The 24,976-nt window shown below is 65.8% G+C and carries 19 protein-coding genes and 1 tRNA gene; 5 read left to right on the forward strand and 15 right to left on the reverse strand.

Features of this window, described 5'->3' with window-relative positions:
• Positions 1-139: 139 nt before the first annotated feature.
• From MSPGM_RS23340 to MSPGM_RS23395, 12 genes are all read right to left on the reverse strand, one after another.
• Positions 140-784, reverse strand: a complete 645-nt coding sequence (locus tag MSPGM_RS23340) for a DedA family protein (protein ID WP_003600157.1) — start codon at positions 782-784, stop codon at positions 140-142.
• Between the two features lie 84 nt (positions 785-868).
• Positions 869-1,075, reverse strand: a complete 207-nt coding sequence (locus MSPGM_RS23345; RefSeq protein ID WP_003600158.1) for a hypothetical protein — start codon at positions 1,073-1,075, stop codon at positions 869-871.
• A 131-nt stretch (positions 1,076-1,206) separates the two neighbouring features.
• Positions 1,207-2,667 carry a methyl-accepting chemotaxis protein gene (locus MSPGM_RS23350; protein WP_003600160.1) on the reverse strand — a complete coding sequence of 487 codons (1,461 nt, stop codon included), beginning with the start codon at positions 2,665-2,667 and terminating at the stop codon, positions 1,207-1,209.
• 433 nt (positions 2,668-3,100) lie between these two features.
• On the reverse strand, positions 3,101-3,973 hold the full coding sequence (locus MSPGM_RS23355) for an MBL fold metallo-hydrolase (protein WP_003600161.1): 873 nt from the start codon (positions 3,971-3,973) through the stop codon (positions 3,101-3,103).
• A 184-nt stretch (positions 3,974-4,157) separates the two neighbouring features.
• Entirely contained in the window at positions 4,158-5,192 is a 1,035-nt protein-coding gene (locus tag MSPGM_RS23360) for an SDR family oxidoreductase (RefSeq protein WP_003600163.1), read from the reverse strand.
• 166 nt (positions 5,193-5,358) lie between these two features.
• Positions 5,359-8,568, reverse strand: a complete 3,210-nt coding sequence (locus MSPGM_RS23365) for an efflux RND transporter permease subunit (protein ID WP_003600165.1) — start codon at positions 8,566-8,568, stop codon at positions 5,359-5,361.
• A 162-nt stretch (positions 8,569-8,730) separates the two neighbouring features.
• Complete coding sequence (locus MSPGM_RS23370; protein ID WP_012255586.1) at positions 8,731-9,876, reverse strand: efflux RND transporter periplasmic adaptor subunit; 1,146 nt, start codon at positions 9,874-9,876, stop codon at positions 8,731-8,733.
• 119 nt (positions 9,877-9,995) lie between these two features.
• Complete coding sequence (locus MSPGM_RS23375; RefSeq protein WP_003600168.1) at positions 9,996-10,319, reverse strand: rhodanese-like domain-containing protein; 324 nt, start codon at positions 10,317-10,319, stop codon at positions 9,996-9,998.
• A gap of 48 nt (positions 10,320-10,367) precedes the next feature.
• A complete protein-coding gene (locus tag MSPGM_RS23380) occupies positions 10,368-11,738 on the reverse strand; it encodes a glycosyltransferase family 4 protein (protein WP_003600170.1) in 1,371 nt (456 codons plus the stop codon).
• A 90-nt stretch (positions 11,739-11,828) separates the two neighbouring features.
• The gene (locus tag MSPGM_RS23385) at positions 11,829-12,293 is read right to left on the reverse strand and encodes a hypothetical protein (protein ID WP_245265582.1); all 465 of its coding nucleotides are present in this window, start codon (positions 12,291-12,293) and stop codon (positions 11,829-11,831) included.
• Positions 12,294-12,549: 256 nt separating this feature from the next.
• Positions 12,550-13,185, reverse strand: coding sequence for an acyl-homoserine-lactone synthase (locus MSPGM_RS23390; RefSeq protein ID WP_012255589.1), 636 nt, complete (start codon positions 13,183-13,185; stop codon positions 12,550-12,552).
• 478 nt (positions 13,186-13,663) lie between these two features.
• Complete coding sequence (locus tag MSPGM_RS23395; protein ID WP_003600176.1) at positions 13,664-14,395, reverse strand: helix-turn-helix transcriptional regulator; 732 nt, start codon at positions 14,393-14,395, stop codon at positions 13,664-13,666.
• A 319-nt stretch (positions 14,396-14,714) separates the two neighbouring features.
• Here MSPGM_RS23395 and MSPGM_RS23400 point away from each other — a divergent pair.
• The 4 genes from MSPGM_RS23400 to MSPGM_RS23415 all read left to right on the forward strand — a co-directional run bounded on the left by MSPGM_RS23400 (position 14,715) and on the right by MSPGM_RS23415 (position 17,783).
• Positions 14,715-14,791, forward strand: a tRNA-Pro gene (locus MSPGM_RS23400).
• Positions 14,792-15,121: 330 nt separating this feature from the next.
• The gene (locus MSPGM_RS23405) at positions 15,122-15,247 is read left to right on the forward strand and encodes a hypothetical protein (protein ID WP_261926023.1); all 126 of its coding nucleotides are present in this window, start codon (positions 15,122-15,124) and stop codon (positions 15,245-15,247) included.
• Positions 15,248-15,583: 336 nt separating this feature from the next.
• Positions 15,584-16,876: a hypothetical protein gene (locus MSPGM_RS23410; protein ID WP_131473071.1), complete on the forward strand. Its 1,293-nt coding sequence runs from the start codon at positions 15,584-15,586 to the stop codon at positions 16,874-16,876.
• A gap of 181 nt (positions 16,877-17,057) precedes the next feature.
• On the forward strand, positions 17,058-17,783 hold the full coding sequence (locus MSPGM_RS23415) for an FkbM family methyltransferase (protein ID WP_261926024.1): 726 nt from the start codon (positions 17,058-17,060) through the stop codon (positions 17,781-17,783).
• 91 nt (positions 17,784-17,874) lie between these two features.
• On the opposite strand, the gene MSPGM_RS23420 is transcribed toward MSPGM_RS23415, so the two are convergent.
• Both MSPGM_RS23420 and MSPGM_RS23425 read right to left on the reverse strand, forming a co-directional pair.
• Complete coding sequence (locus MSPGM_RS23420) at positions 17,875-19,260, reverse strand: glycosyltransferase family 2 protein (protein ID WP_003600181.1); 1,386 nt, start codon at positions 19,258-19,260, stop codon at positions 17,875-17,877.
• A 1,085-nt stretch (positions 19,261-20,345) separates the two neighbouring features.
• Positions 20,346-21,305 (reverse strand): LysR family transcriptional regulator, encoded by a 960-nt coding sequence (locus tag MSPGM_RS23425; protein ID WP_003601639.1) that lies wholly within the window; start codon positions 21,303-21,305, stop codon positions 20,346-20,348.
• A 96-nt stretch (positions 21,306-21,401) separates the two neighbouring features.
• On the opposite strand from MSPGM_RS23425, the gene MSPGM_RS23430 reads away from it, so the two are divergent.
• On the forward strand, positions 21,402-21,653 hold the full coding sequence (locus tag MSPGM_RS23430) for a hypothetical protein (protein ID WP_003601638.1): 252 nt from the start codon (positions 21,402-21,404) through the stop codon (positions 21,651-21,653).
• Between the two features lie 142 nt (positions 21,654-21,795).
• Here MSPGM_RS23430 and MSPGM_RS23435 read toward each other — a convergent pair whose 3' ends face one another.
• Positions 21,796-24,975, reverse strand: a complete 3,180-nt coding sequence (locus MSPGM_RS23435; protein WP_003601637.1) for an efflux RND transporter permease subunit — start codon at positions 24,973-24,975, stop codon at positions 21,796-21,798.
• Position 24,976 lies beyond the last annotated feature (1 nt).

The following is a 24,976-nucleotide window of genomic DNA, read 5'->3' on the forward strand; positions in this document are numbered from 1 at the left end:
GAAGGGACTCTGTCTGAGCCGCCCCCTCACCATCGGCTGCCGCCTCGCTTCGGCGACGACAAGGTCGCCGAAGCCCTCTCCCCGCGTGCGGGGCGAGGGGCTCGCATCGATTGCCGTCGCGGTCTGTCTTCGAAAAAGATCAGTGCGTCAGCGGGCCGGGGATCGCGGCTTCCGCCTTCAGGAGCAGCCGCTCCTCGTGGCGCTTCATGAACAGCCAGAGCGCCAGTCCACCGAAGACCACGAAGGCCAGCAGCGCGAGGCCGACGGGGCCGACGATGTGCTCGATTGAGCGGCCGCAGGCATAGGCGCCGAAGCCCATGATGCCGGCCCAGGCGACGCCGCCGAGGCCGTTGAACAGCATGAAGCGGCGCGCATCGAGCCGGTTCACGCCGGCCAGCACCGCCGCATAGGCGCGCAGCATCGCGGTGAAGCGTCCGAAGAACACGATCTTTCCGCCATGCTCCCGGAACAGGTATTGCCCGAGCTTCAGCCGGCCATGGTCGAGGGCGATGAGGTGGCCGTAGCGCAGCAGCAGCGGCATGCCCCAGCGGCGCCCGACCCAGTAGCCGACGTTGTCGCCGAGGATCGCGGCCGCGGCCGCGGCCGCGACGATGAGGACCACGTTGAGGCTGCCGGTGCTGCCGGCATAGACGGCCGACGAGATCAGGATGGTCTCGCCCGGCATCGGCACGCCCGCGCTCTCCAGCGCGACGACGACGAAGACGGCAAGGTAGCCGTAATGGGCGATGAGGTCGGCGATCGGAAGTCCCTGAAGGAAGGACATGAAAGAGGGCGTCTCCGCGGATCGTTGCGCGGCGCAGTCTGGCCAGGAACGTGGCCGCAGGAGGGCGGCCCTTCTCCCTCCCCTTCAGCCCGCCGGGTCCGCCTCCGCCGGGGGCTCGACCGAGGCGAGCGTGAGGACGGCGCTCTCCCCGCCCGTACCGGACTGGCAAAGGGCGGCGAAGTCGTCGTCCGGCAACGGCAGCAGCCGTGCGAGACCCTCCGACACACCGAACAGGACGGGATCCGTCGAAAGGCCGAAGCCGGGCGGGAGGAGGCGTGTGCTGTCGATCATGACGGGCTCGGACCGCCGAAGGGCGGAAGTGGTGATAAGCCCTTCGGCGGCGCCCGGTTGCATGGCACGACCGATTGTCGTGACATGCGGCACATCGGCTCTGCGCGGCTCTTCCCGTCCGCTGCCTAGCCTCAGCTTGCCTTGAGGAACTTCTCGACGCTCGCGCCCAAGCCGGCGGAATGCGTCGCGAGATCCTCGGCGATGGTGCGGACCGAGTCGACATGGCTGCCGGTGGCGTCCGCCGCCGAGGACACGCCGACGATGTTGCCGGACATCTCGTGCGTCGAGGCCGCCTGCTCCTCGACCGCGCTCGCCATGGCGAGGGTGAGCCCCGAGAGGTCCGTCACCGCCGCGGTGATCGTGCCGATGGCCTCGACCGCCTCGCCGGTGGCGCTCTGGATCGCGGCGATCTGTCCGGAGATCTCGCCGGTCGCCTTCGCCGTCTGCTCGGCCAGGGCCTTCACCTCGGCGGCGACCACGGCGAAGCCGCGGCCGGCCGCGCCCGCGCGGGCCGCTTCGATGGTGGCGTTGAGGGCGAGCAGGTTGGTCTGATCGGCGATCGAGCGGATCATCGCCACCACCGCATCGACCTTGCGCGCGTTCTCGGCGAGCTGGCGCACCGTCAGATCGGTTGTCTCGGCCTGGGCCGCGATCCGCTGGGCGCGCTCGGACACGCTGCCGACCTGCCCCGAAATCTCCTGGATCGACGCCGTCATCTGCGCCGAGCCCGCCGCCACCGAGGCCGCGCGCTGCCGGGCGTCCTCGGCCGAGCGCGACAGTTCCTCCGCCGAGGACCCCATCCGCTCCACTGCCGACCGCACCGCCTCGACCACCCGCGAGACGTCCGCCGACATCTGAACCTGCGCCGTGATCACCGACCACGTCACCATCGGGCCGACATACTCACCCTCGGGCCCGTGGATCGCCGAGACGCGCAGATCGAGGGTCTCGGGGCCGACCCGGATCTTGGCCCGGTGCGGCAGGCGGCTGCTGTCGGCCAGCATCGTCCGCTGATGCTGCGGGTGCTTGTGGAAGACGTCGAAGGAGCGGCCCATCATCTCCGAGACCTTGATCGGCAGATGCTCCTCGATGGTGGAGAGCGTCGTCACCGAGGTCTTGTTCAGATAGTTGATCTTGAACTCGTCCTTCGGGTCCACCGTCATGACGGCGACGGGCATACCGTCGATCATCGTCAGCAGCCGGCTCGTCTCGTTCTTCTTGGCGGTGATGTCGGTCGCGAACTTCATCACCCGCTCCGGCTTGCCGTCCGCCCCGAGCACCGGGTTGTAGGTCGCTTCCAGCCAGATCTTGCGTCCGGACTTGCCGAGACGGGGGAACTCGCCCGAGGCGTACTTGCCGCCGCGCAGCGTCTCCCAGAAGGCGCGATAATCGGCGCTCTCGGCATAGGCGGCCTCGACGAAGATGCGGTGATGCTGGCCCTTGATCTCGTCGAGCTCGTAGCCGATCGCGTCGAGAAAGTTCCGGTTCGCGTCGAGAACCGTCCCATCCATCGCGAACTCAATGGTCGCGAGCGATCGATCGAGTGCATCGAGCTTCGCTTGGGCGTCACTTTGCTTGGGCTTACGGAACATCACAGAACCCCCGTGACGCAATCTTTCTCTGGCAGCCACGTCGCCAGAGCGATGTCGTCATTGATCGAGGGCGGATCTCGGCGATTTCGCTCGATGTCTTTCATCCGCCCCTTATGACGAATGTTCATTTTCTGGGTAAATTATGGATTAAAATCTCTGGTGTAGAGCGTTGCAATCGTCTGTAGGCTGCAATCTTGTTTCGACATGCGTCGCACAGACCGCAACTACGCTAGTAACATATGATATAAATTCGCCATTGCGCTGGCGGTGTCTCCTCCCCGTCCGCGTGGGGTTCGAAGATCAGCCCACTTCGCAGCCTCTTCGAGGATAGTCGGAAGGGAGCGGCCTTCAGACCGCTCGCCCTCCCCTGCGAACCGGATGGGACGCGTGTCTTCCGTCCGGCCCGGCCTGCGAGCGGTGTCGTCAGTGGCGCTCAGGTGCTGCGGCGCAGATGGTCCAGCGGCACCGGTGCGGCGTGGGGCCGGCTGCCGAGCATGGCATCGATCAGCGCCACGACCTCGGCCCGGCCGACATTGGCGGCAGGCTCGAACGGGGTCCAGGTCTGGGTGAAATCGAGGCGTTCGAACACGTCGCGATAGCGGCGCAGCTCGTTCACGGTGAGCGGCACGCCGCGCACGAAGGCCTTGTGGGCCGAGATCGTCAGCGCCTTGCGAAAGTCGTTCGGGTCGAGCTCGAACTTGAGCGCGTCGCCGCAGAAACAGATCTTGCGCTTGCGGTCGAACAGCACGGCGTGGCCGTCGAAATGGCCGGCGGTGCGGTGCAGTTCCAAGCCGGGAAGGGGTTCGAGGAAGTCGTCGTAGGGCCAGGAGACCTGAAGCGCCGCGCTCCAGATGAAGTCGGCCGCCGGCAGACACAGTTCCGGGTCGAAGCGGTCCTGAAGCTGCACCAGCGCGCCGTAGGAATGCGGGTGCGAGGCCGAGAGCACCTGCATCCCGCCGAGCCGCTCGATCTGGTCGAGCGCCGCCTCGCTGAAGACGGGGCAGGCCTCGAAGCCCATATTCCCGTTCTCGGTCCGGATCAGGTAGGCGCTCGGGCCGATGCCGGAAACCGGATCGTTCCAGAAACGCCAGATTCCGGGCTCCAGCTCTTCCCAGTGGCAGGGAAAGGCGTCTTGCGCCTCGCGCGTGGTGCGGAAGCGCCAGCCATCCTGCGGCACGACGTGTCGGGCGTCGAGGCACATCGGGCAATGCGGCGGCGCCTCGAAGTGGCGCTGCCAGAACCCGCAATTGTCGCAGGTATAGGCGGGCAGCTTCAGGGCGCCGGCGAAGGGCAGGTAACCGGGCACGGGCAAGTCCTCATGGGTGCCCGCGGGCGGGCCGGAGATCGGACGGTCCTATCCGTCCGCTGCGGGTGAAGAAAGGGCTCGAGCCGTATCCGACCTGACTGCATCAGGCCGGCGCTCTAGCTCTTTGTTTTGACGTGCATTCTCTCGACGAACCGGTGACCACTTCGTCGGAATGCGCTTTCGCTCAGAGCCGCCCGAGCAGACGCAGCGGCCGGCGCAGAGCGCGCGCCGCCAGGGCGGTTCCGAGCAGGGCGGCGCCGACGGCACCGAGCACGAGGGCATCGCGCTCCCGGCTGGTCCAGAACTCGGAGCGGGTCGTCTTGGCCCGCTCGCTCATGGCACCGTCGATGCGCGCCGCGCCCGGCGCCGGTGCGTCGAGGTTGCCGCGCCGATCCGGGACCGCCTTGTCCTCCACCATGTCGTCCCAACTCTGCGCCGCCTTGCGGTCGGCGTAGGACGGCAGGAGGGCCTGGGCCGCTGCCATCAGCACCGAGGTCCGTCCGACCCAGACCTCGCGGGTCGGCCGCTCGGCCGCGTGGTGGATCGCCTCGGCGCACAGGCGTGGATCGAAGACGGGATCGGGGGCGCGCTGTCCGTGGCCGGTCCGGGTGCGGGTCCAGCCGAATTGCGGTGTGTTGACCGCCGGCAGGTAGACCACGCTGAGCGCGATCTTGCTGTTCTCGTGGATCAGTTCGGCGCGCAGCGAGTCGGTGAAGCCGCTGATCGCGAACTTCGCTGCGCAATAGGGCGCCTGGAGCGGAGCCGCACGGATCGCCAGCCCCGAGGAGACCTGCACGATCACGCCGCGGTCGCGCGGCTTCATGCGGTGCAGGGCCGACAGCGTGCCGTGGACGGTGCCGAGATAGGTCGCCCCGGTGACGGTGCGGTACTCCTCCGGCGTGACCTGGTCAGCCGGGCTGACGATCGTCGTCATGGCGTTGTTGATCCAGGCCCGGATCGGCCCGAGCTCCTGCTCGATCCGGTCGGCCGCCGCCTCGACCGCCGCGGCGTCGGCCACATCGGCCGGGATCGCCAGCACGCGCCCACCCTCGCGGGCGAGCAGCGCCTCGGCCTCGGCGAGACGCTCGGCACCGCGTGCCAGGATCGCCACCGACCAGCCGCGTTGCGCGAAAAGCTGGGCCGTGGCGAGGCCGATCCCGGCGCTTCCGCCCGTCACCACGGCGACCCGCGCAGCACCTGTTCGTCCCTGCCCTGCCAAACCGTATCCTCCTGCGCTCAACCTGCCCGTCAATGCGCGCTGTGCGGGCGGAGTTGCGGCGGGGGCGACGCTGCGACGATGCGAGCCTGGACCGTTGGATACGAGAAGGCCCGCCGATCCGAAGATGGGCGGGCCTTCTCGATGTTCAGCGCTTGCGCGGGGAGGCTCAGCCGTGGGCTGGGGCTCCGTGCGGCGCGCCATGCCCGTCGCCGCCATGCGTGTCCTTGCCGCGCTTCCTTCCGATCCAGATCACCGCCTTGCGGATCACCACGTAGAAGACCGGCGTCAGGAACAGACCGAAGAAGGTCGCACCGATCATCCCGAAGAACACCGCCGTGCCGAGCGCCTGGCGCATCTCGGCGCCGGGGCCCGTGGCGATCACCAGCGGAAGCACGCCGAGGATGAAGGCGAAGGCCGTCATCAGGATCGGGCGCAGGCGCAGGCGGCAGGCCTGGACCGCGGCATCCACCGGGCCCTTGTTCTCGCTGTTCTCGATGTCGTGGGCGAATTCCACGATCAGGATCGCGTTCTTGGCGGCCAGACCGATGAGCACGATCAGTCCGATCTGGGTCAGGATGTTGTTGTCCTGCCCTCGCAACTGCACCCCGAACAGGGCGGCGAGCACGCCTGTCGGCACCACCAGCAGGATCGCCAGCGGCAGCGCCCAGGATTCGTACTGCGCCGCGAGCACGAGGAAGACGAGGAGCACGCCCAGCGCGAAGACGTAGATCGCCGTGTCGCCCGCCGCCTTCTGCTGGAAGGCGATCTCGGTCCAGTCGTAGGAATAGCCCTCGGGCAGGGCCCGCTTGGCGATCTCCTCCATGGTGTCGAGCGCCTGACCGGTCGAGACGCCGGGCTGCGCCACGCCCTGCAGCGGCACCGAGTAGTACAGGTTGAACCGCTGCACGATCTGCGGGCCGGCGATGTCGCGGATCGAGGCGAGCGTGCCCATCGGCACCAGGGCGCCGGTCGAGGAGCGCACCTTGAGCTGTTCGATGTCCCGGCGCGACATGCGGTAGACCGCGTCACCCTGCACGCGCACCTGATAGATGCGGCCCAAGGTGTTGAAGTCGTTGACGTAGGCGCCGCCCAACGCCGTCTGCACGGTCGAGAAGACGTTGGCGAGCGGCACGTTGAGCATGCGCGCGATGGTGCGGTCGATGTCGAGGTAGAGCTGCGGCGTGTCGTTGCCGAAGGTCGTGAAGACCCGCGTCACATCCTTGCTCTGGTTGGCCTGCCCGATCACCTCGCCGGCGGCCGCGAGCAGCGGACCGATCTCGGAGGATTGGCGGCTCTCGATCTGCATCTTGAAGCCGCCGCCCTGGCCGAGGCCGCGCACCGGCGGCGGCGGGATGACGATGATGCGCGCTTCCTGGATGCCAGCCGTCGCCTTCAGCACGTCGCCGGTGATGACGGCCGCGCTCCGGCCCTGCGCGGCCCGTTCCTTGGCGCCCTTGAGGGTGAGGAACATCACCGCCGCGTTGGTGGTGTTGGTGAAGGTCGCGCCGTCGAAGCCCGCGATGATGACGGTGTTGGTGATGCCGTCGACGCCGCGGGCGATTTTGGCGGCACGGTTCACGGCATCGGTGGTGCGGTCGAGCGAGGAGCCCGCGGGCAACTGCACGACGCCGATGAGGTAGCCCTGATCCTGGTCCGGGATGAAGCCCGTGGGCGTCGTCCGGGCGAGGTGCAGCGTGCCCGCGATCACGCCGGCATATAGGATCAGCATGGCGATCACGCCGATGGCCGTCCCCGTCAGGAAGCGGATCGAGTGGGCGTAGCCGTTCGACAGCGCGTCGAAGCCGCGGTTGAACAGGTGCGCCAGCCAGTTGAGGAAGCGGGTGAGGAAGAATTTCGGCGGCTTGTGCTCGTGGTGCGGCTTCAGCAGCAGCTTGCAGAGCGCCGGCGACAGGGTGAGCGAGTTGAAGGCCGAGATGATGGTCGAGGCCGCGATGGTGAGCGCGAACTGCTTGTAGAACTGGCCCGAGATGCCGGGGATGAAGGCGGTCGGGATGAACACCGCCGCCAGCACGAGGGCGATGGCGATGACCGCCCCGCCCACCTCGTCCATGGTCTTGTGGGCCGCCTCGCCGGCCGAGAGCCCCTCGGCCATGTTGCGCTCGACGTTCTCCACCACGACGATCGCGTCGTCGACCACGATGCCGATGGCGAGCACGAGACCGAACAGGGTGAGGTTGTTGAGCGAGAAGCCCAGCGCCGACATCACCGCGAAGGTGCCGACCAGCGACACGGGAATCGCGATCACCGGGATCAGCGCCGTGCGCCAGCTCTGGAGGAAGACGAGCACGACGATGACGACGAGGAGGACCGCCTCGAACAGGGTCTTGTAGACCTCGTGGATCGACTCCTCGATGAACTCCGTCGGGTTGTAGGCGATGCGGTACTCGACGTCCGGCGGGAAGTTCTTCTTCAACTGCTCCATCGTCGCCTTGACCGATTCCGCGGCCTCGAGCGCGTTGGTGCCCGGCCGCTGGAAGGCGCCGATGCCGACCGCGGGCGTGTCGTTGAGGAAGGAGTTCGTCGTGTAGTCCTTCTGGCCCATCTCGACGCGGGCGATGTCGCGCACGCGCACGAGGCGCCCGTCATTCGCCTTGACGATGACGTCGGCGAACTGCTCCGGCGACTGAAAGCGCCCTTGCGACTGAACCACGAGCTGGAAGGCGGCGCCCGGCGCGGCGGGCGGGCCGTTGAGCTGGCCGGCCGCGACCTGCACGTTCTGCTCCTGCAGCGCGCTCGTCACGTCGGTGGTGGTCAGGCCGTAGGCGGCCATCTTCTGCGGATCGATCCAGACCCGCTCGGCATACTCGTTGCCGCCGAAGATCGAGATGTCGCCGACGCCGTCGAGGCGCAGCAGCTCGTCGCGGATGTTGAGGTAGATGTAGTTGGCCAGATAGTTCTGGTCGTAGGTGCGCTTGGGCGAGAGCAGGTGCACGACCAGCATCAGGTCGGGCGAGGCCTTGCGCACGGTGACGCCGAGGTTGCGCACGTCCGGCGGCAGGCGCGGCTGCGCCACCGAGAGACGGTTCTGGACGAGCACGTTGGCGATATCGAGGTTGGTGCCGACCTTGAAGGTCACGGTCAGCAGCATCGCGCCGTCGTTGGTCGACAACGACGTCATGTAGAGCATGTTGTCGACGCCGTTGATCTCCTGCTCCAGCGGCGTCGCGATCGTGGCGGCCACCGTTTCGGCGTTGGCGCCGGGGAAGCTCGCGCGCACGGTCACGGTCGGCGGCACGATCTCGGGATATTGCGAGACCGGCAGCTTCTCGTAGGCGACGAAGCCGACGATCAGGAAGATGATCGACGTGACCGAGGCGAAGATCGGCCGGTCGACGAAGAAATGGGCGAAACGCATCGTTCAAACCTCTCGCCGGCCGGTGCGCGCTGGCGCGACCCGTGCGGCTTGCCGTCTGCGTCCAGGCCGGCATCCCCGGTCGGTCCGGGAGCGTCGGCGCTCGAAAATCTTTACTGTCCGCGTCCCGCCTCGCCCCCGCGACGGTGCCGCATCACCGCGACGTCACTTCTTCGACGGCGGCAGCTCGACCGTCTCGGGCTTCACCTGCGCGCCCGGGCGGACCTTGGCGACGCCGTTGACCACCACGAGTTCGTCGCCCTTCAGGCCGTCGCGGACCACGCGGTAGCCGTCGACGATCGGCCCGAGCTTCACGGTCCTGGCCGAGACCTTGTCGCCATCGCCGAGCACGTAGACGATGCGCTTGTCCTGGTTGGCCGAGACCGCCTCGTCGGGGATCAGGATGCCCTGGAACGGCTTGGTCGCGGGCATCGCGACGATGCCGAACAGGCCCGGCTTGATGAAGTTGTCCGGGTTCTCGACGGTGGCGCGCAGGAGCATCGTGCCGGTCTGGTTGTCGACCCGGTTGTCGACGAAGTCGAGCGTGCCCTTGCGGGTCGGCTTCTCCTCGCCGGACAGGGCGATCTGCACCGGAGCGCCCTTGCCGCGCTGCATCTGGCCCATGCCGATGCCGAGTGAGCCCTGGTATTTCAGGAACGAGCGCTCATCGACGGTGAAGCCGAAATAGACCGGATCGAGCGAGACGATCCGGGCCAGGATCGTCTGGTCGGTGCTGACGATGTTGCCCTCGGTGACGAGACGCTGGCTGATCCGCCCGTTGATCGGCGATTTCACTTCCGTGAAGTCGTAGTTGAGCTGCGCGTTGCGAAGCGCCGCTTCCGCGCTGTCCACGTCGGCCTGGGCGGTCTGCGAGGCCTGACGGCGCTGGTCGGTGACCTGCTCGGAGATGTTGCCGCCGCGCGACAGCACCTGGGCACGCTCCAGATCCGTCTGGGTGAAGGAGAGCCGCGCCTTGGCCGAGGTGAGCGCGGCCTGGGCTTGCTCCAGAGCCGCCTTGTAGGGGCGGCGGTCGATGATGAAGAGCACTTCGCCCTTCTTCACGTTCGCGCCGTCCTGGAACATGATCTTGTCGAGGTAGCCGGTTACGCGGGCGCGGACCTCGACGAATTCGATCGGGTCGAACCGGCCGGTATACTGGTCCTGCTCGACGATCTCCCGCACCACCGGCTTGGCGACGGTCACGCCGGGCGGCGGCGCGCCCGGCATCTGCGCGCCAGCCGGCCCGGCACCCAGCAGCGCGGAGGCGATCAGCGGTGTGGCGAGTAGAAGAGGCCTGAGGCTACGCATCATTCGGTTCCCTGCATGGCGCGGCCTAGTCCCCGCAACCTCGAGTGGGGCGTGCGCTCCCGCACATGGCGGTCCATCGCGGAAGGAACGGTTCGGCGCTCTGCAACGCAGGCGTGCCGTATCTAGGATTCAACCGGTTCTCCGGCGGCGTACCAATCCTTGAAGGCCCCCGCGTAATGCTCGCTCACATCGAGGCCGGATTGCTGCGCGGCGGCGATCGCATGGACGGAGCGCACGCCCGAGGCGCAGGAGAAGACCGGGCGGCGCCCGTCCGCTGCGATCAGCGCCTTCAAGGCTTCAGGGTCAAAGCTCGAGAGCGGGTGCGAGACGGAGCCGGGAATGCGCCCACGGGCGAATTCATGATCCTCACGCACATCGATGAGCAGCAGCGAGCCGTCCGCCAAGCCCTGCTTGACCGTCTCGCGGTCGAGGTCGACCACCTTCATCGCAACCGATCTTTCCAAAGGGAGGGAGCCGCCGCGGAAGGGGGCGGGTCACATCGAGCGGGGATTTCTTAAGTCTTCTCGCCCGTGCGGCGCAACAGCGGCGGGCAGGCTGGCGAGTGCGGCATCGACCCGCTCGAAATGCGCGGTCCAGCTTGGCGGTTCGTAGGCAGCGAGCCGCCCCGCCAGCTCCGTCCGCAACCGGGAGCCCGGTTCGCTCAAGGCCCGCACCGCCGCCGTCCAGCCCGGTCCGTCGAGCGGATCGAGGAAATGGGCGAAACCGCTGCCGATCTCCCGGTGCACGGGGATGTCGGAGGCGACGACCGGAAGGCCGCTGGCGGCGGCTTCGACCACCGGCAGGCCGTAGCCTTCGATGAAGGAGGGCATCAGCAGGGCGGTGGCGCCCCGCATCAACCGCGCGAGGCCGTGGGTGGACAGGCCGACCACCTCGCTCACATGCGGGCGGATGGCCTCGCAGCGGTCGAGCATGTCGGCGACGTTCTCGATCTCCCAGCCGCGCCGGCCGATCAGGACGAGCCGCGGGATCGCCGCACCGGTCTCGGCGCCGTTGCGCTCGGCGAGATCGCGCCAGAGGTTGAGCAGCAGCAGGTGGTTCTTGCGCGGCTCGATCGTGCCGCAAACGAGGAAGGTCGGCCGCGCGAGCGCCGGCAGCCCCGCCTCGCCCGCGCCGCTCGAGAAGACGGGCTCGACGCCGAGGGGGACCACGGTCACCGGCGTCGGGCCCAGGCCCCGCTGCCGCGCGTAATCCGTGAAGCGGGCGCCGACATCGCCCGAATTGACGAGCACCTGCGCGGCGTGGCGCGCCACGGTCTCCATCCGGATCGCGTGGCGCTCGGCCTCGCCCGGCCGGCCGTATTCGGGGTGGGAGATCGGAATCAGGTCGTGGACGAAGAAGACCGGCCGCACGTCGCGCCGCGAATAGAGCCAATCGAAGCGTTCGGGCCGGTCGAGCCGCAGGTGCGAGGTGTGAAGATAGATCGTTCCCTCGGGCAGGCGCTCGATCCCGCCCGAGCGCAGCACCCGCAATCCGGTTTCGGCCTGAAGGCGACGTCGGTCGAGCCCGCCCTCCGCCCGGCGCCGTGCTGCCTTCGGGAACGGGTGGGAGTCGCCCGCAAGCGAGGCCGCGAGCGCCTGAAACACCGGATCGGCCTCGGCGACCACGTCCTCGACCCAGCCCGCGGCGACCGCCTCGACGATGCCGCGCGCGGTCGCGCGGTCGAGGACGCGCGGGCCGTACGCCGTCGAGACGAGCCCGAAGCACGTGCCCTCCGCGCCCTGGGACAGGATGTGCCGGGCATAGGCAAGATCGACCCGGTCGATGCCGGTCGGGCTGGCATGACGGAGCCGAGTGATGAGACGGGTCAGGTCGATGGCGAGACAGGCTTGCATGGCCGGCTGCATAGACCGGATTCCGTGATCCTGGCGACCGTCACCGGGTCATCGCTGCAGGTCTTTGGCCGCGGGTCTTTGGTCAGGCCTTGCGCCGCGGATCTAGTGCTGTTGCCGATCCAGCTCGGTGCTGCGGCTCGCGATCTCCCGGGCGATCTCGAGCAGGAGGACATCGACGAGCTGGCGCAGCCGGGGCTTGCCGCTGGCATCGATCGCACGGCGCGCCGCGATGATGAGTCCGGCAGCCTCGTCGATGGCATCGGCCGCGGCCGCGTGTTCCAGCTCCCGCAGGGTCCGTGCCTGCACACCGGGATCGGCGGTGTCGATCAGCGTCCCCTCCCCGCGCACGGGTTGCTGCCGCGCGTCCCGGTGAATCCGGCCGCGGCACAAAAGCCGGCGCTTGGGTCCGGAGAGTGAGGGAACCCAGAGATCGACCGCGACGTCGTCCTCCTGCTCGGCGGCGTGGCGGACGTCGCCGAGGAAGCGGGCGGCCACCGACGCATCGAGGCCCGCGGTCGCCCGCTCGCTGCGCAGGGGGTGTCCGGCAAGGCCGGCATCCCCCGCCATCAACTCGGCGGCTCCCTCGTCGAGGATGAAGCATCCGGTCGCCGGATCCCACTCCCAGGTTCCGACGATTCCAGGCGTCGTCATGGTTCCGGCGAGCCCCGGAACCGTTGCGTACCGGGCGTCACTGCGTCTGCGTTTCAAGGTACTACTCCCCGCGCACAAAGCGTCAGGCTTGTGATGGCTGCGTCCTGCCAGGGCGGCCGGATCGCGGTGCCGATGTCCGGCGACGGATGCGGCGCACCCGTCGCCGCGTCCGTCAGGAGGCGAGCCGGGCGAAGCTGACCCGCGGCGGGGCCAGCACCGAGCGGATGTCGCCGCGCTTGTTCTGGAGCTGGCGCAGCGAGCGGCCGTCGAAGGCCGCCTCGACCGCGACGATCTCCTCGCCCTCGATTTCGTGGGGCAGGCCGAGGGGCATCGCGCGCAGGTGCAGTTGCAGCAGGCGCAGGATCCAGCTCGTCGGCATTTCGGAGATGAAGCTGGTGATCCCCCGCGGCAGCCCCCACTCGACGATGGCCGTCATCAGGGCCAGGGCCGTCGGGTTGAGCCGCCGGCCCGAGGTCCGGGCGCATTCCGCGACGCAGATGCGGCCCCATTCGACGATATGCGCGCCCGACGGCGCCGCCCCTTCGCAAAGCTGCGGCAACACCATCGGCAGCAGGTAGGGCCGGGTCGTCGGCAACAGGCGCGAATAGCCGATGACGGACTCGGTTTCGTCGAGGGCGAGGAGGTGGATGGCGTGCTCGTCGTCGAACTCGTCGATTTCGCGCCGGTCCGGGCGAGCGAGGTTGGACCAGCCCAGTTCTTCGACGAAGACACGGTGTCTCAGGCGGAAGGCCTGATCGAGCGCACCGGCATAGTCCTGCATGTTTTCAGCGGTGACGACATGGATCATCGGAACACCTCTTCAGAAACCTGAAGTGTTCGTCCCAAATCCAGTCGTGTCGCGGCACTACGAGAACCCGTAGGGTTTCGTTCGGGCGGTCTTTTGCCGTTCGGGAATTAAGCCAGTCCGCGAGCGCTTATTCCGCCACTCTCGCAAATCGCGCGGCCCACGTCTCTATCTTGGATTGAATGTGTAAAACAATACAGAACTTGCCGACAGCCGGCGGAGGAGCGGCTCACATTACCGTGGTCATGAGCGCTGCGGCGCGATCCTGCACCGCGTCCGCGCGGCTCCAAGCGCCGGCGGATGGCGTCGCCCCGTGCAGCGATCCGGATATCGCGCCGGGCGCGATGCGCCGGACATGCAATCTTGCATTGCCTGTTTTCGAAAGCTCGCCACGCGCGGTGCTTCGGTCGCGCCGCGGCTCACCCTTCCGGCGGCTCTTCGACCTGAGTCGGGCGGTCGATGGCGGCACGGTCTGGTCCGCTCAGATGATCAGGCCGCGCCTGAACCCCTCGGCCACCGCTTGTGTACGGGACACGCAGCCGAGTTTCACCCGGGCGGAGCGCAGATGGAAATCGACGCCGTGCCGCGAGATGCCCATCAACTCGCCGATTTCCCAATCGGTCTTGCCCTCGGCGACCCATTGCAGGCTCTCGCGTTCGCGCGGGGTCAGTCCCATCCGGCGTTCGCTGGGGCCGTTGTCGATGAGCAGCGTCTGCCCGACCACGTAGGAGGCGAGCAGGGTGAGCATCCCGCGCTGTCCTGGGCTAATATCGAGCTGCCGACCCGCGAAGGTGAGGCCGCCGCGCTCCTCCTCCAGCGTGGCGAGCGGCACCGTAAAGCCGTCGCCGAGGCCGAACTCGCCGGCCTCGTTCATCACCTGCCGCGAGCGGGGGTCGAGCACGCCCGCCGGTTCGATCTCCGACCAGCGGAAGCCGGTCGTGCTGGACAGGGTCGCCTGCACGACCGGGTCCGTATACATATAGCCCTTCGAAAAGTAGAGCCGGTTCCACTCGTCGGGAGTATTCTCTAAAATAAGGTAGTTCTTTTGTGTCCGCGCCGGCAGGCGTTTCAGTGGAATCATCGCCGAGATGACGTATTCGATGCCCAGCGCGTTGAGCCGCGGCATGATGGCCCGCAGGATATCCTCACGCGAATGCGCTCGATCGAGCGACTTCAGAATTTCCAACGTCAGGTCAAGCGATTTTCTAGACATGGCCCGGCAAAATCATCGCACTCTCATCACGATAAGTCGTTGCTACGCCTTTGAGAAGGGCGCTCGCAAATTTCGTTGAAGTTGCTTCGCTGTTGCCTGCGCGGAGTCAACGACACAGGGAGCCGGCGCGCCCCCTGTCTGCCGTCCTGCGCGACGCCGTACGGCCGAGCAATGCGCTGAATCAAATTTCGAGGGTCGGCACGCGCTCGTGCACAGGTCTCGTCCGCAGGGTGAAGGACCGCACCCTGCGGTTCGGCGTTCGCGGAAGGGCTTGCGCTGTCCGAAGCGGACCGCTATGAGCCGCGGGCCGTAAGGGCGTCGGAGTGTAGCGCAGCCCGGTAGCGCACCTGTCTGGGGGACAGGGGGTCGTCGGTTCAAGTCCGGCCACTCCGACCATTTCTTTTCGATGACCTGGGGCAGGCTCAGCTTCCCGCGCTGCCGCCGTTTTGCAGGTTGTTTGCAGCTTCCTGTTCAGGCGCTGTTCGCTGAGCTTCGCTATCGCCGACTCGACCAACGTCTGAGGCTAGGCTAGATACCGGTCTAGAATCTTTTGTGCGAGCGCCTGTCAGTGACCCATAGTGGTCGCGATCCGCACCAGATGGTAGCAGGTGTTGCGGGTCTCGCCCTTCGGATCCGTGCCGCGCATCGCGACGTAGCCCTTCGCCGGCGTGCCGCCGCGCAGCCGTCTGCGCTTGCTTGGCGTCAGTCGAAGTCGCTCGAACCTAGGTGACCGGCGACGTCATTACCCGGATGGAGCGCCGCGTTGACAATCTCGTGTCCTCGGTACGTGACGAAATGAAGGAGACGCGCGAGACGATGCTCAAAGCCATCATGGGACGCTCGTCCGGCTGATCCCGCCAAGCATCCTCGACCACGCTACCGCCCCGAGGCTTCAGCCTCGGGGTTTTTTCTTATGCCCAAGATGCCGCCTGAGTTGGTGCTTGGCTCGACAGGTCAGTTAAGCTCATCGGGATTTCTGGTCCGCGGGAAGTGCTGCTAAGCCTCCGGCCTCTAGGTGCCACCTGTGAGGTTGAAGCGATGCGCCTTCGCGCCTTGGCCGTTCTTGCGATACTACCCTTTGCGGCACTGGCTCAGCCATTACCAAACGCCAAGCGAACCCCAGCTCCAGCAAACGACAATCCACCTCTAAAAGCCTTACGGGTAGATCAGGAACCGTCTGGCGCAGCCTTGGTCAAGGAAGTCCAAGGGCTAGATAGGTCGCTCGCTGGCACGAAAAACCCAAATGCCATTATGTTGGGAGCCGGAAACAGAATTTCGTTCTGCCCCGCCTTATCGTGCATCCATGGCCCCGCTAGCGGCTCTATACAGTCGGATTTCTTCGACCATCAAAGGGCTTCTCTGCTTTTATCTGCATCGACTAACGGCGACGGGCAGACGCAAGAGCAAACCCTCGCAGTTACCACAACAATTGGCACCGGATACACCTTGCCGTATAAGCCGAATTCCCCTTATAAGGCTGGAGATAATGTCGCCGTTGGGAATGCTGTCTACCGGGCGACACAGGCAGGAACGACCGCAGCCTCAACAAAACTGCTGGGCTCCCGCCCCGATCGCCTGCCGTTCACCGTCACCGATGGCACGGTGAAGTGGGACTGGATCAACGATGCCGCTATCAACGCCAAAGTTGGCTCATATTTTGAAACGAATGTCGTAGATGGGGCTGGCTCCGCTTGGGGCGCGGCCTTTAATTACCACATAAATACGAAGCCGAAGATCGGTAATTTTTTTCCGGGTGTTGAGTTTGATTATGCTAACAACAGCGGCCACGATTGTGCACTGGGAGTGACGGACTGTACCGCTGTTCGGGTGGGGCTTGCGGGAAATGCGCAGGTTACTCACGGCGTTCAGATCACCGGCGAGGGTTCTTCAACCACTGGATATTCTTCGATTTGGGCCCTGAGGATCAACGGTGACAAGGTCGCCTCTCAGTCAGCCATCGAAATTGACACCGCCACACCGATTGGTCTCGGTTTCGGTTCCTCAGGGATTGGTGGCGGACCGCACTCAATCGCAACGATCCAAGATGTGACAGCCGGCCCTACGACCCTGCAGACTGCGGGCAGTAAGACGATTGCCGATCTAGTGCTCGGCGCGGGTGGTCCGCGTGCCATTCAGATCAACGGTGGGCGCTCCTCTGCTGCAATCGAGGACAATTCAAACAGCCCAACCTCTGTCAATATCGGCGGCAAAAAAAGCTTAGCTTCGATACGAGATGGATCGGTGGCGCCGATTGGTATCCTACTCCAGGGGAACTACTCAACCTCCCAAATCGCGGGCCTCGGCTGGAGCGTAGGTCCGGACGGCAGCCTGACCACTTCCAGGATCACGGAGACTGGATCAACCGCACCAGCGACCTCGAATTCGCCATGTCGGGTTGGACAACGAGCGTGGGATCAGAACTTCGAATATAGGTGTGTTGCGGTGAATAAATGGAAGCGAGCTTCCTTGTCCGACTGGTAGATGGCGGGTTCACCTGACTTGCCCACGGCGGCGGCGGCGGCTAGAACGTTGGCGATCAAATAACCCGAGGGGTTTGAGTATGTCGAATTATAGAATACATGAGCATAGCGGTAAGGCGGATCATTATAGCTTTTCATTCGCAGGCCGGGAAATCAAATTAACAGAGCATCCTGGTACAATTTTGTCTGTCGAAAGCCTCGCGGCCGGCGCCTATGAAACCCCACTTCCCATAATGCTGATGGCGGCGCTGTCTAGAACAGAGGGGTCACTCTGTGACGTTGGCGGAAACATCGGTATATACTCGGTTTTGGCGGCGAAAACTAAAAATACCGCGCATGTATACGCCTTTGAGCCTCTTCCTGAGGCGCGGGACGTGCTTATTAAAAATCTTCATTTGAACGGGGTTGCCCATCAGGTCGAGATCAATGAATGCGCTCTTAGCGATGCCGAGGGCACGGCCGCGTTACACCTTCCCGATCCGGGGCATGGCCTGCTCGAAACGAGCGCTTCGTTGGAGGCTGATTTCAAGGAGGCAGCAAATACGATCGAGGTGCCAATTCGAACGCTTGATAGCCTGAAGCTTTCCCGGAAGCTGGCCGTGGTAAAGGCGGACATCGAAGGCCACGAAGCGGCGTTCTTGCGCGGGGCGACTAGGACCCTTGCCGAGGATCGACCGATTGTGTTTGCAGAGATCCTAAGCGGAGCCTACAAATCTTTATTCGATTTATCCAAGATGTTGGAAGGGCTCGAGTATATTCCGTTCCGGATGCGGCCCGATGTGGTAATTCACACGAAGGTTATAGTGCCGGACAAGGGGTGGAATTACGCTTTCATTCCGACTGAGAAGATTGATTTGTTCCGCGACTGCTGCCGCGCGCACGATATCGAGATGCTGCGCTCGTACTAGCAAGCGGCCATAGTTCAGCCCCCGCCGCGCTCTACGCGGCGGGCTTTTTGTACCTTGCTAGCCTCGTGCCTCAACCATCCTGATCACGAAATTAGTCTTCTTGCTTGGGGCCATAGATTTCGACCTCGTCGAGATGGAAGTAGTCTGTCGCGGCGAGCCAGAGCTTGACGTATCGGGCCTTGCCCTGTGCTCGCACAATCAGCGGGTGGCCATCGGCACCTCCGTAGGGAGAGTTGCCGTTATTGAAGAACAGGCGTTCCCACGTTTGACCATCGCAGGACGTGTCGATGACAAGCGGGTAAGCGCGTGCGGCCATGCCTGGGTCTTTAAGCGAGTTAAAGACTCGTATTTCGTCAAGCGACAGCACTGATCCAAGGTCGGCGATCCACCAGGGATTGGGCTCGTGCTGAGTGTGGAAGCCGTCGGCACCGGTGACTGTGCCGTTGATCGCCCCGCGCGCGTCTTCCTCGACGGTCTGACCTCTTGACCACTGACATATGGAGCTCTGCGTCGCACGGGCCGCGCGCGCCAAGTTCGTTCCGCCGTGCGGCTTGACGATGGAGGTGGCTCTCGCCCGGCTACGGACGGCCTCGACTTGGTCGCGCCAGTAGTCGTGAAGATACAGGTCCTCACGCTCCGCAAGTCCGCCCAGAAAAGCGGCGAATTCCTCATGCCGGGTTGGAAGCGTTCCCCACATCGGCTGGAAGTAATAGGCTCCCAGCGTGCCCCTTTCGACTCGACGTTGAAAGTCCTTCCTCGATCGAAACAAAAAATGATAAAGCACAGCTTTCGCGACTATACGCTCGCGCCGCCCAATGTCGGACATGAATTGCTCGGCCGATGCTGGGAAGTTCGACATGAAATCGGTCATCGACTCGCCGAGGACATTGGCCTCACGCAAGCTCGCGGAAATAGTCGGTGGCCAACGATGGTTGAGCATGTCGATCGGCGGTCGCCCGATCTTCCGAGGATCGATGGCGGCGCTGCGATTGATCGTTTTCGTAAAGTAATTCATCTGCCGTCGCTCGTCTTCACGGTGGGTGAATTGCAGGAGCGTGCTGCCCTTTGGGCGTTCCTCGAAGTCTTCGGGCCCGAACCAAATCCAATTGAAATGAATGCAGTCAAACTCTCGTTCGAACTCCGACATAAAATTTTTGATGTTATTGTGCGGTTTGAGGGCCAGAAACTCATCTGCGTCGATGAACAAAAACCATTCGGTCTCGTGCTTGTAATTCTCGAGGAAATGGATCCAGCAAGCTGGCTGCTGGCCCTGGTAAGGGACATGATGGAACGTGACGTAGGGGGTTTGGCGCTCGATGTAGGGCCTTAATTTATCGTACATTTCTACCGGATCGTCGTCATTGCAATATATGTAGGCGTGGTCGAATCCCAATGAAATGTAATATTCAAGCCACTCAACGATTGTTTCGCTTTCCCAGCGAGAGGTGTTCAGAATGGCGTGCTGGTACTTCGGCATGTTAGGACCTTGAAACCGTTTATATGCTCACGCTGCCGCAAATCTCACTGCCAGCAACACTGCAACCTGGAGATGGGTCTAGGTCGGATCTGTCGTGATTGGATTCGCCTTAGCTATGGCAGAGCCGAGCTTGATGCCCGGCTTTATGATTTCCGCGCTGAGCGGATTTCAGCTGCATAGCGAAGCCTCCTAATTGCTGGGCTGAGCTAGCACATCGGATCAATAGGCGTCACCTGTGCCGCCCAGCCAATCCCGCCGCATATCAGCGTCCCACATCGGCGCTGACGAGATGCACGGAGCCGAGCAACATTCTCGCCAGCACATCTCCACTCAGACGTTGCAGCGGTCCCAATCGCACTGAGCGGCCAGCGCGTCTGCAAGCACGGTAGTGAGGCGGACTCGCTCGACCTCTACGGCAGCACCATCCACCGCCACTGGGCGGCAGCGACTGCTTCAACCCGGCACGACGAAGTTCGGATTGTAAAGGGCGTGATTGGCTCTCGGGATTGGCCACGACCAAACTCGCCCAGCCGTGCCCGGCGACGGCCGCGGCGAGCTCCAGGCTGTATCCTTCGGCGATCAGGTGGGTGGTGGTGCCGAGATCGGCTTGGTCAGCATCGACCGCCCCGTTTACTTGCTTGGCGGTTACGGCCTTGGCCTTGAAGATTTAGCCGACTGTGGGGAGGGATCGCCATCCGACGAGCCGAACTCGCGGGCCATTCGGCGACCAGCACACCGCGCGCAAGGCAGTCGAGGCGGATGATATCCGCTTTGCGAAATCCGCCTAAGTCATTGCTACTTCTAACGCATACTTTCGGAATTTGGTGGAAAAGATGCTGGCTTTCTATAATCTAGGCCAATCTGGGCGGGCACAAGGCGTCGGTTCAAGTCCGGCCACTCCGACCATTCATTGCCGAGACCGCATTCCCGCCGGGGAACGATGCCGTCTCGCACCCCCCCTCTCTCTGCCGCCGTGATGCTCGCGACCGCCTTCAGGCCGTTGCCGAGGCGATGACGCCGGTGCACGGCTGATGCGGGAAGCCCACGGCGCCTGAGCGACGCCGCCATCCGTCATCCCGAAGGGATCAATCGGATGTCGCGTGAGAGCCGTCGGTCGGCGGCCGGGGATCGGATTTGCGTAGCTTTATGATGGTCTCCCGCAGCCAGCGCTGACTGGGAATGGCGTCGTTGGACGTGTGCCAGATCATCGAGATGGAGACGTCCGGCAGCGTGATCGGTGCCGGGCTGACGGTCAGGCCCATGCTGTCGGCGAAGAAGCGCGCGAGCCGGGCGTGCATCGTGGCGATGACGGGGGCTTGCCGCACCACGAAGGGCATCACCGAGAACCGCGGCGAGGTCAGCGCGATGACGCGCTTGCGGCCGATCTTGGCCAGCGCGTCGTCCACCACGCCGTGGGCGCTCTCGACCAGGCTCGTGAGCAGGTGCGGGAGCCGCACGTAGTCGTCGAGCGAGATCGGCGCCGTCACCCCAACCAGCTCGGCGTTGAAGATGCAGAGGTAGCTCTCCTTGTTGAGGATGCGTCGCTTGTGGTGCGTCTGGCCCTGCTCGAACACGCCGATGCCGAGATCGACCCGCCCCGTATCGAGGTCGTCGAGGATGCGGTGCCGATCGACCGTGTGCAGCAGGAGCTTCACCCCCGGTGCCACCGCCTGCAGATGCGCGATGAGGGTCGGCATCAGGAGCACCTCGGTCGAGTCCGGGATGCCGAGGGTGAAGGTGAGGTCGGCCGTGGCCGGATCGAAGGCAGCCGGCGGCGTCGTGATCTCCTGAATCTGGGACAGTGCCGCTTGCACCGGCCCCAGGAGCGCCAGCGCGCGCGGCGTCGGCCGCATGCCGTCGGGCCCCCGCGTCAGCAGCTCATCCGAGAAGGCGGTGCGCAGCCGCGCCAGGGCATGGCTCATCGCGGACTGGCTGATGCCGATCCGTCCGGCTGCGCGGGTCACGCTCCGCTCCGTCAGCAGCGCGTCGAGGGCGACGAGCAGGTTGAGATCGAGCCGGGATAGATGCACGTGATCGATGCGCATTATGAAATCGATCCATTTGATTCATGGGCCATGACCCAGCACATACAGTCTCACGAAGCGACGGGGAGCCCGCCGCACGAAAAGAGGCTGATCTCGATGTCCAAGACCTTTCTCTCGCTCACCACCGCCGCGTTGGCCTTCACTGCGCTTGCCACGGTGCCCGCCCGCGCCGCGGAAATCGGCGGCGCCCACAACGTCAAGACGGTCGGCGCGCTGACCCTGGAAACTCAGGGTGTGGCCACCAGCGATCTCTCGGTCCACCGCCAGGGCGGCTTCGCCCTCCCCGGCTCGGTCCAGTGGATCGATACACCAGCCGATCAGGTGAGAACCCGGCAGGCCGCCTTCTGAGCCGGCGTCGTGAGACGCCTAGACGGAACAGATGACCCTCCGGCGCCAGATGGCGCCGGAGACGTTTTAAAAGGGTACAGGATAGGCCCGCGGGCCAACGCCCCGTCAGAATAGGAAGCGGGATCTCGCATCCGTCCGACGGTCACAGCGCGCCTTCCGCGGGCTTGAACCGGGCGAAGCGCAGGGCCAGCATCGGCAGCACGGCGAGGTTGAGCAAAGTCGAGGTCGCGAGGCCGCCGAGGATGACCAGGGCCATCGGGCCCTCGATCTCCCGGCCGGGTTCACCCGCACCGAGCGCCAGCGGCAACAGCCCGAGGCCGGTGACGAGGGACGTCATCAGGATCGGCACGAGACGGTCGGCGGCGCCCTCGATGGCGGCCGCGAGGTTCCAGGGCCGCCCTTCCACCAGCACCAGATGCTCGTAATGCGCGACCATCATGATGGTGTTGCGCAGCGAGATGCCGAACAGGGTCACGAAGCCGACGATCGAGCCCAGCGAGATCACCGCGCCGCTCAAGGCCACCGCCAGCACGCCGCCGACGAAGGCGAAGGGCAGGTTGACGAGGACGAGGGCAAGATTGGTCAGCGAGCCGGTCACGACGAGGAGCAGGAGCACGATCCCGAGACCGGCGAGACCTGCGTAGAGCGCGAGTTCGCGCCGCGCCTTGGCCTGCGTCTCGGCCGCCCCCCCGAATCCGATATCGATGCCCGAGGGCTGCGCGACCTCGCGGGCGATCTTCCGTTTCGCGGCCTCGGTGAAGGAGGCGACGTCGCGCCCCTCCACATTCGCGGTCACGACCCGCACCCGCTGCGCGCCGATATGGCCGACGGCGTAGCGGCCGGCGGTCTCGTAGATGTCGGCGACCTGGGCGAGCCGGATGTAGCTGCCGCTCGGCGTGCGCAGCGGCAGGTTGCCGAGCGTCGAGAGGCGCGTGCGTACGATCGGTTCGAGCACGACGACGACGTTGAACACGGCGTTGCCCTCGTAGGCTTGGCCGACGATGTCGCCCTGATAGGCCGTGCGCACGATTTCCAGGACTTCGATCGCGTCGAGGCCCCAGTGGCGCAGGTCGGTCGGGCGCAGGCTCACATTGACCTGGGGCAGGCCCGGCGGCGACTTGAGCTGGACGTCGGCCGCACCGCGCACCTCGGCGAGTTCGCGCGCCACGTCGCGGGCGGTGGCCTCGATCCGGTCGAGATTCGTGCCGGTGACGCTGATCACGACCGGCGCGGTGAACCCTGAGACGACCTCCTCGATGCGCTCGGTCAGGAAGGTCTTGAGCGAGAAGCTCGCGCCGGGCGTCGCCGCCATCAGTGCGCGGATGCCGGCCTCCGCCCGCTCCTGCCCCTCCCCGTCGAGGCCCGGTTCGAGGTCGATATGGATCTCGCTGTCATGCGTGCCGCCGAGATCGTAGCCTGCCTCGGCGCGCCCGACCTGCTGGGCCACCGCGCGCACGCCGGGCACCGCCTTCAGCCCCGCCGTGATGCGCCCGCCGAGCCTCAGCGTCTCCTGAAGGGAGGTGCCGGGGGCCGAGGCCATGTGCAGGATGAGATGCCCCTCCTTGAGGTCCGGCAGGAACACGCCGCCGAAGAACGGCACCGGCAGGGCTGCTACGAGCGTCAGGGCGAGGCTGGTGCCGAAGACGAGACGCGGGTGACGGTTGAGCCGCGCGAGCCCGCTGATATAGACGCCCCGCACGCGGCGGCTGACCGGCGGCTCGCGGCTCGGCAGGTTGGTGCGCCCGGCGAGCAGCAGGCGGGCCAGTGCGGGCGTGACCGTCAGCGCCACGGCGAGCGAGGTCAGCACGGCGAGGATGTAGGCCAGCGCCAACGGGCCGAACAGCCGACCGGGCACGCCGGTCAGGGCCAGCACCGGCAGGAACACGAGCAGCACCGCGAAGGTGGCGTAGGCGACCGAGACGCGCACTTCCAGGATCGCGTCGAGCACCACCCGTGCGCCGGGTAAGGGCGCGGCGGCGCGGCGGTTCTCGCGCATGCGGCGCATGACGTTCTCGACGCCGATCACCGCGTCATCGACCACTTCGCCGATGGCGATGGCGAGGCCGCCCAGCGTCATGGTGTTGAGGCTCTGGCCGAACAGGCCGAGCATCAGCACCGCGCCGATCAGGGAGAGCGGGATCGCCGTGGCGCTGATCAGCGCCGTACGCCAGTCGGCCAGGAAGACGAACAGCACCACGACGACGAGGATGCCGCCGAGTGCCAGCGCCTGGACCACGTTGTCGGTAGCCTGCGTGACGAAGCTCGCCGGGCGGAACAGGTCGGTGCGCAGGGTGGTGCCATCGCGCTCCAGCCCGGGGCGCATCTCGGCGAGCGCCGCCTCGACGCCGGCCGTCACGTCGAGGGTGTTGGCGCCGTATTGCGCGCCGACCATCAGCAGCACGCCCGGTTTGCCATCGACGAGGGCCGCGCTGATCGCCGGCTCCGGCGCCACCGCCACGTCGGCGACGTCGCCGAGCACCACGCTCGCCCCGCCCTCGTTGATGAGCACGGTGCGCGCCACCGCCTCCGGGGTCAGGGATTGCCCTTCGGTCTGCAGGGTGATGCGCTGGTTGACGGTATCGACGAAGCCCGCCCCGCGCACGCCCGTCGCCTTGCGGCCGGCCGAGAGCACGTCGTTCAGGCCGATGCGGAAGCGCACCAGATCCTGCGGCCGGACCTGGATACGGATCGAGCGGAGATCGCCGCCATAGACCAGCACCTCGCCGACGCCGGGGGCGGCGAGCAGGCGCAGGCGCAGACGCCAATCGGCCACCGTGCGCAGGTCCATCAGCGACTGCGTCGGGGAGGTCAGGCCGATGAGGAGGACCGAACTCGTCGAGGAGGTCAGCGCCGTCATGGTGGGGGGCAGCACGCCCTGCGGCAACCGCGCGGTGATGGAGGCCAGACGCTCGTTCACGAGCTGGCGGGCCCGGTAGATGTCGCTGCCGGAGGCGAAGGTGGCGGTGATGACCGAGAGGCCCTGGATCGAGTTCGAGCGCATCGTCGCCAGTCCCGGCAGGCCGCTGATCGCGACCTCCAGCGTCTGCGTCACCAGGGTCTCGACCTGTTCGGGGTTGAGGCCGGGCGCCTCGGTCTGCACCGTCACCGTGGGCGGAGCGAATTCCGGGAAGACGTCGTATTTGGCCGAACCCAAGGCGACGATGCCGTAGACGGCGAGCGCCAGGACCAGCGCCAGGACGATACCGGGCCGGCGCACCGCGAAGGCGACCAGGGCGGCCTGAGGGCCCAAGGTCACGGGCGCAGGGGAGAGGCCCGGCGGATCGTCGCGCGCCGGTCCGCGTGCGGGCCGTTGGTCGAGCATG

This window comes from Methylorubrum sp. GM97, assembly GCF_024347855.1.
Classification (GTDB): Bacteria; Pseudomonadota; Alphaproteobacteria; order Rhizobiales; family Beijerinckiaceae; genus Methylobacterium; species Methylobacterium extorquens.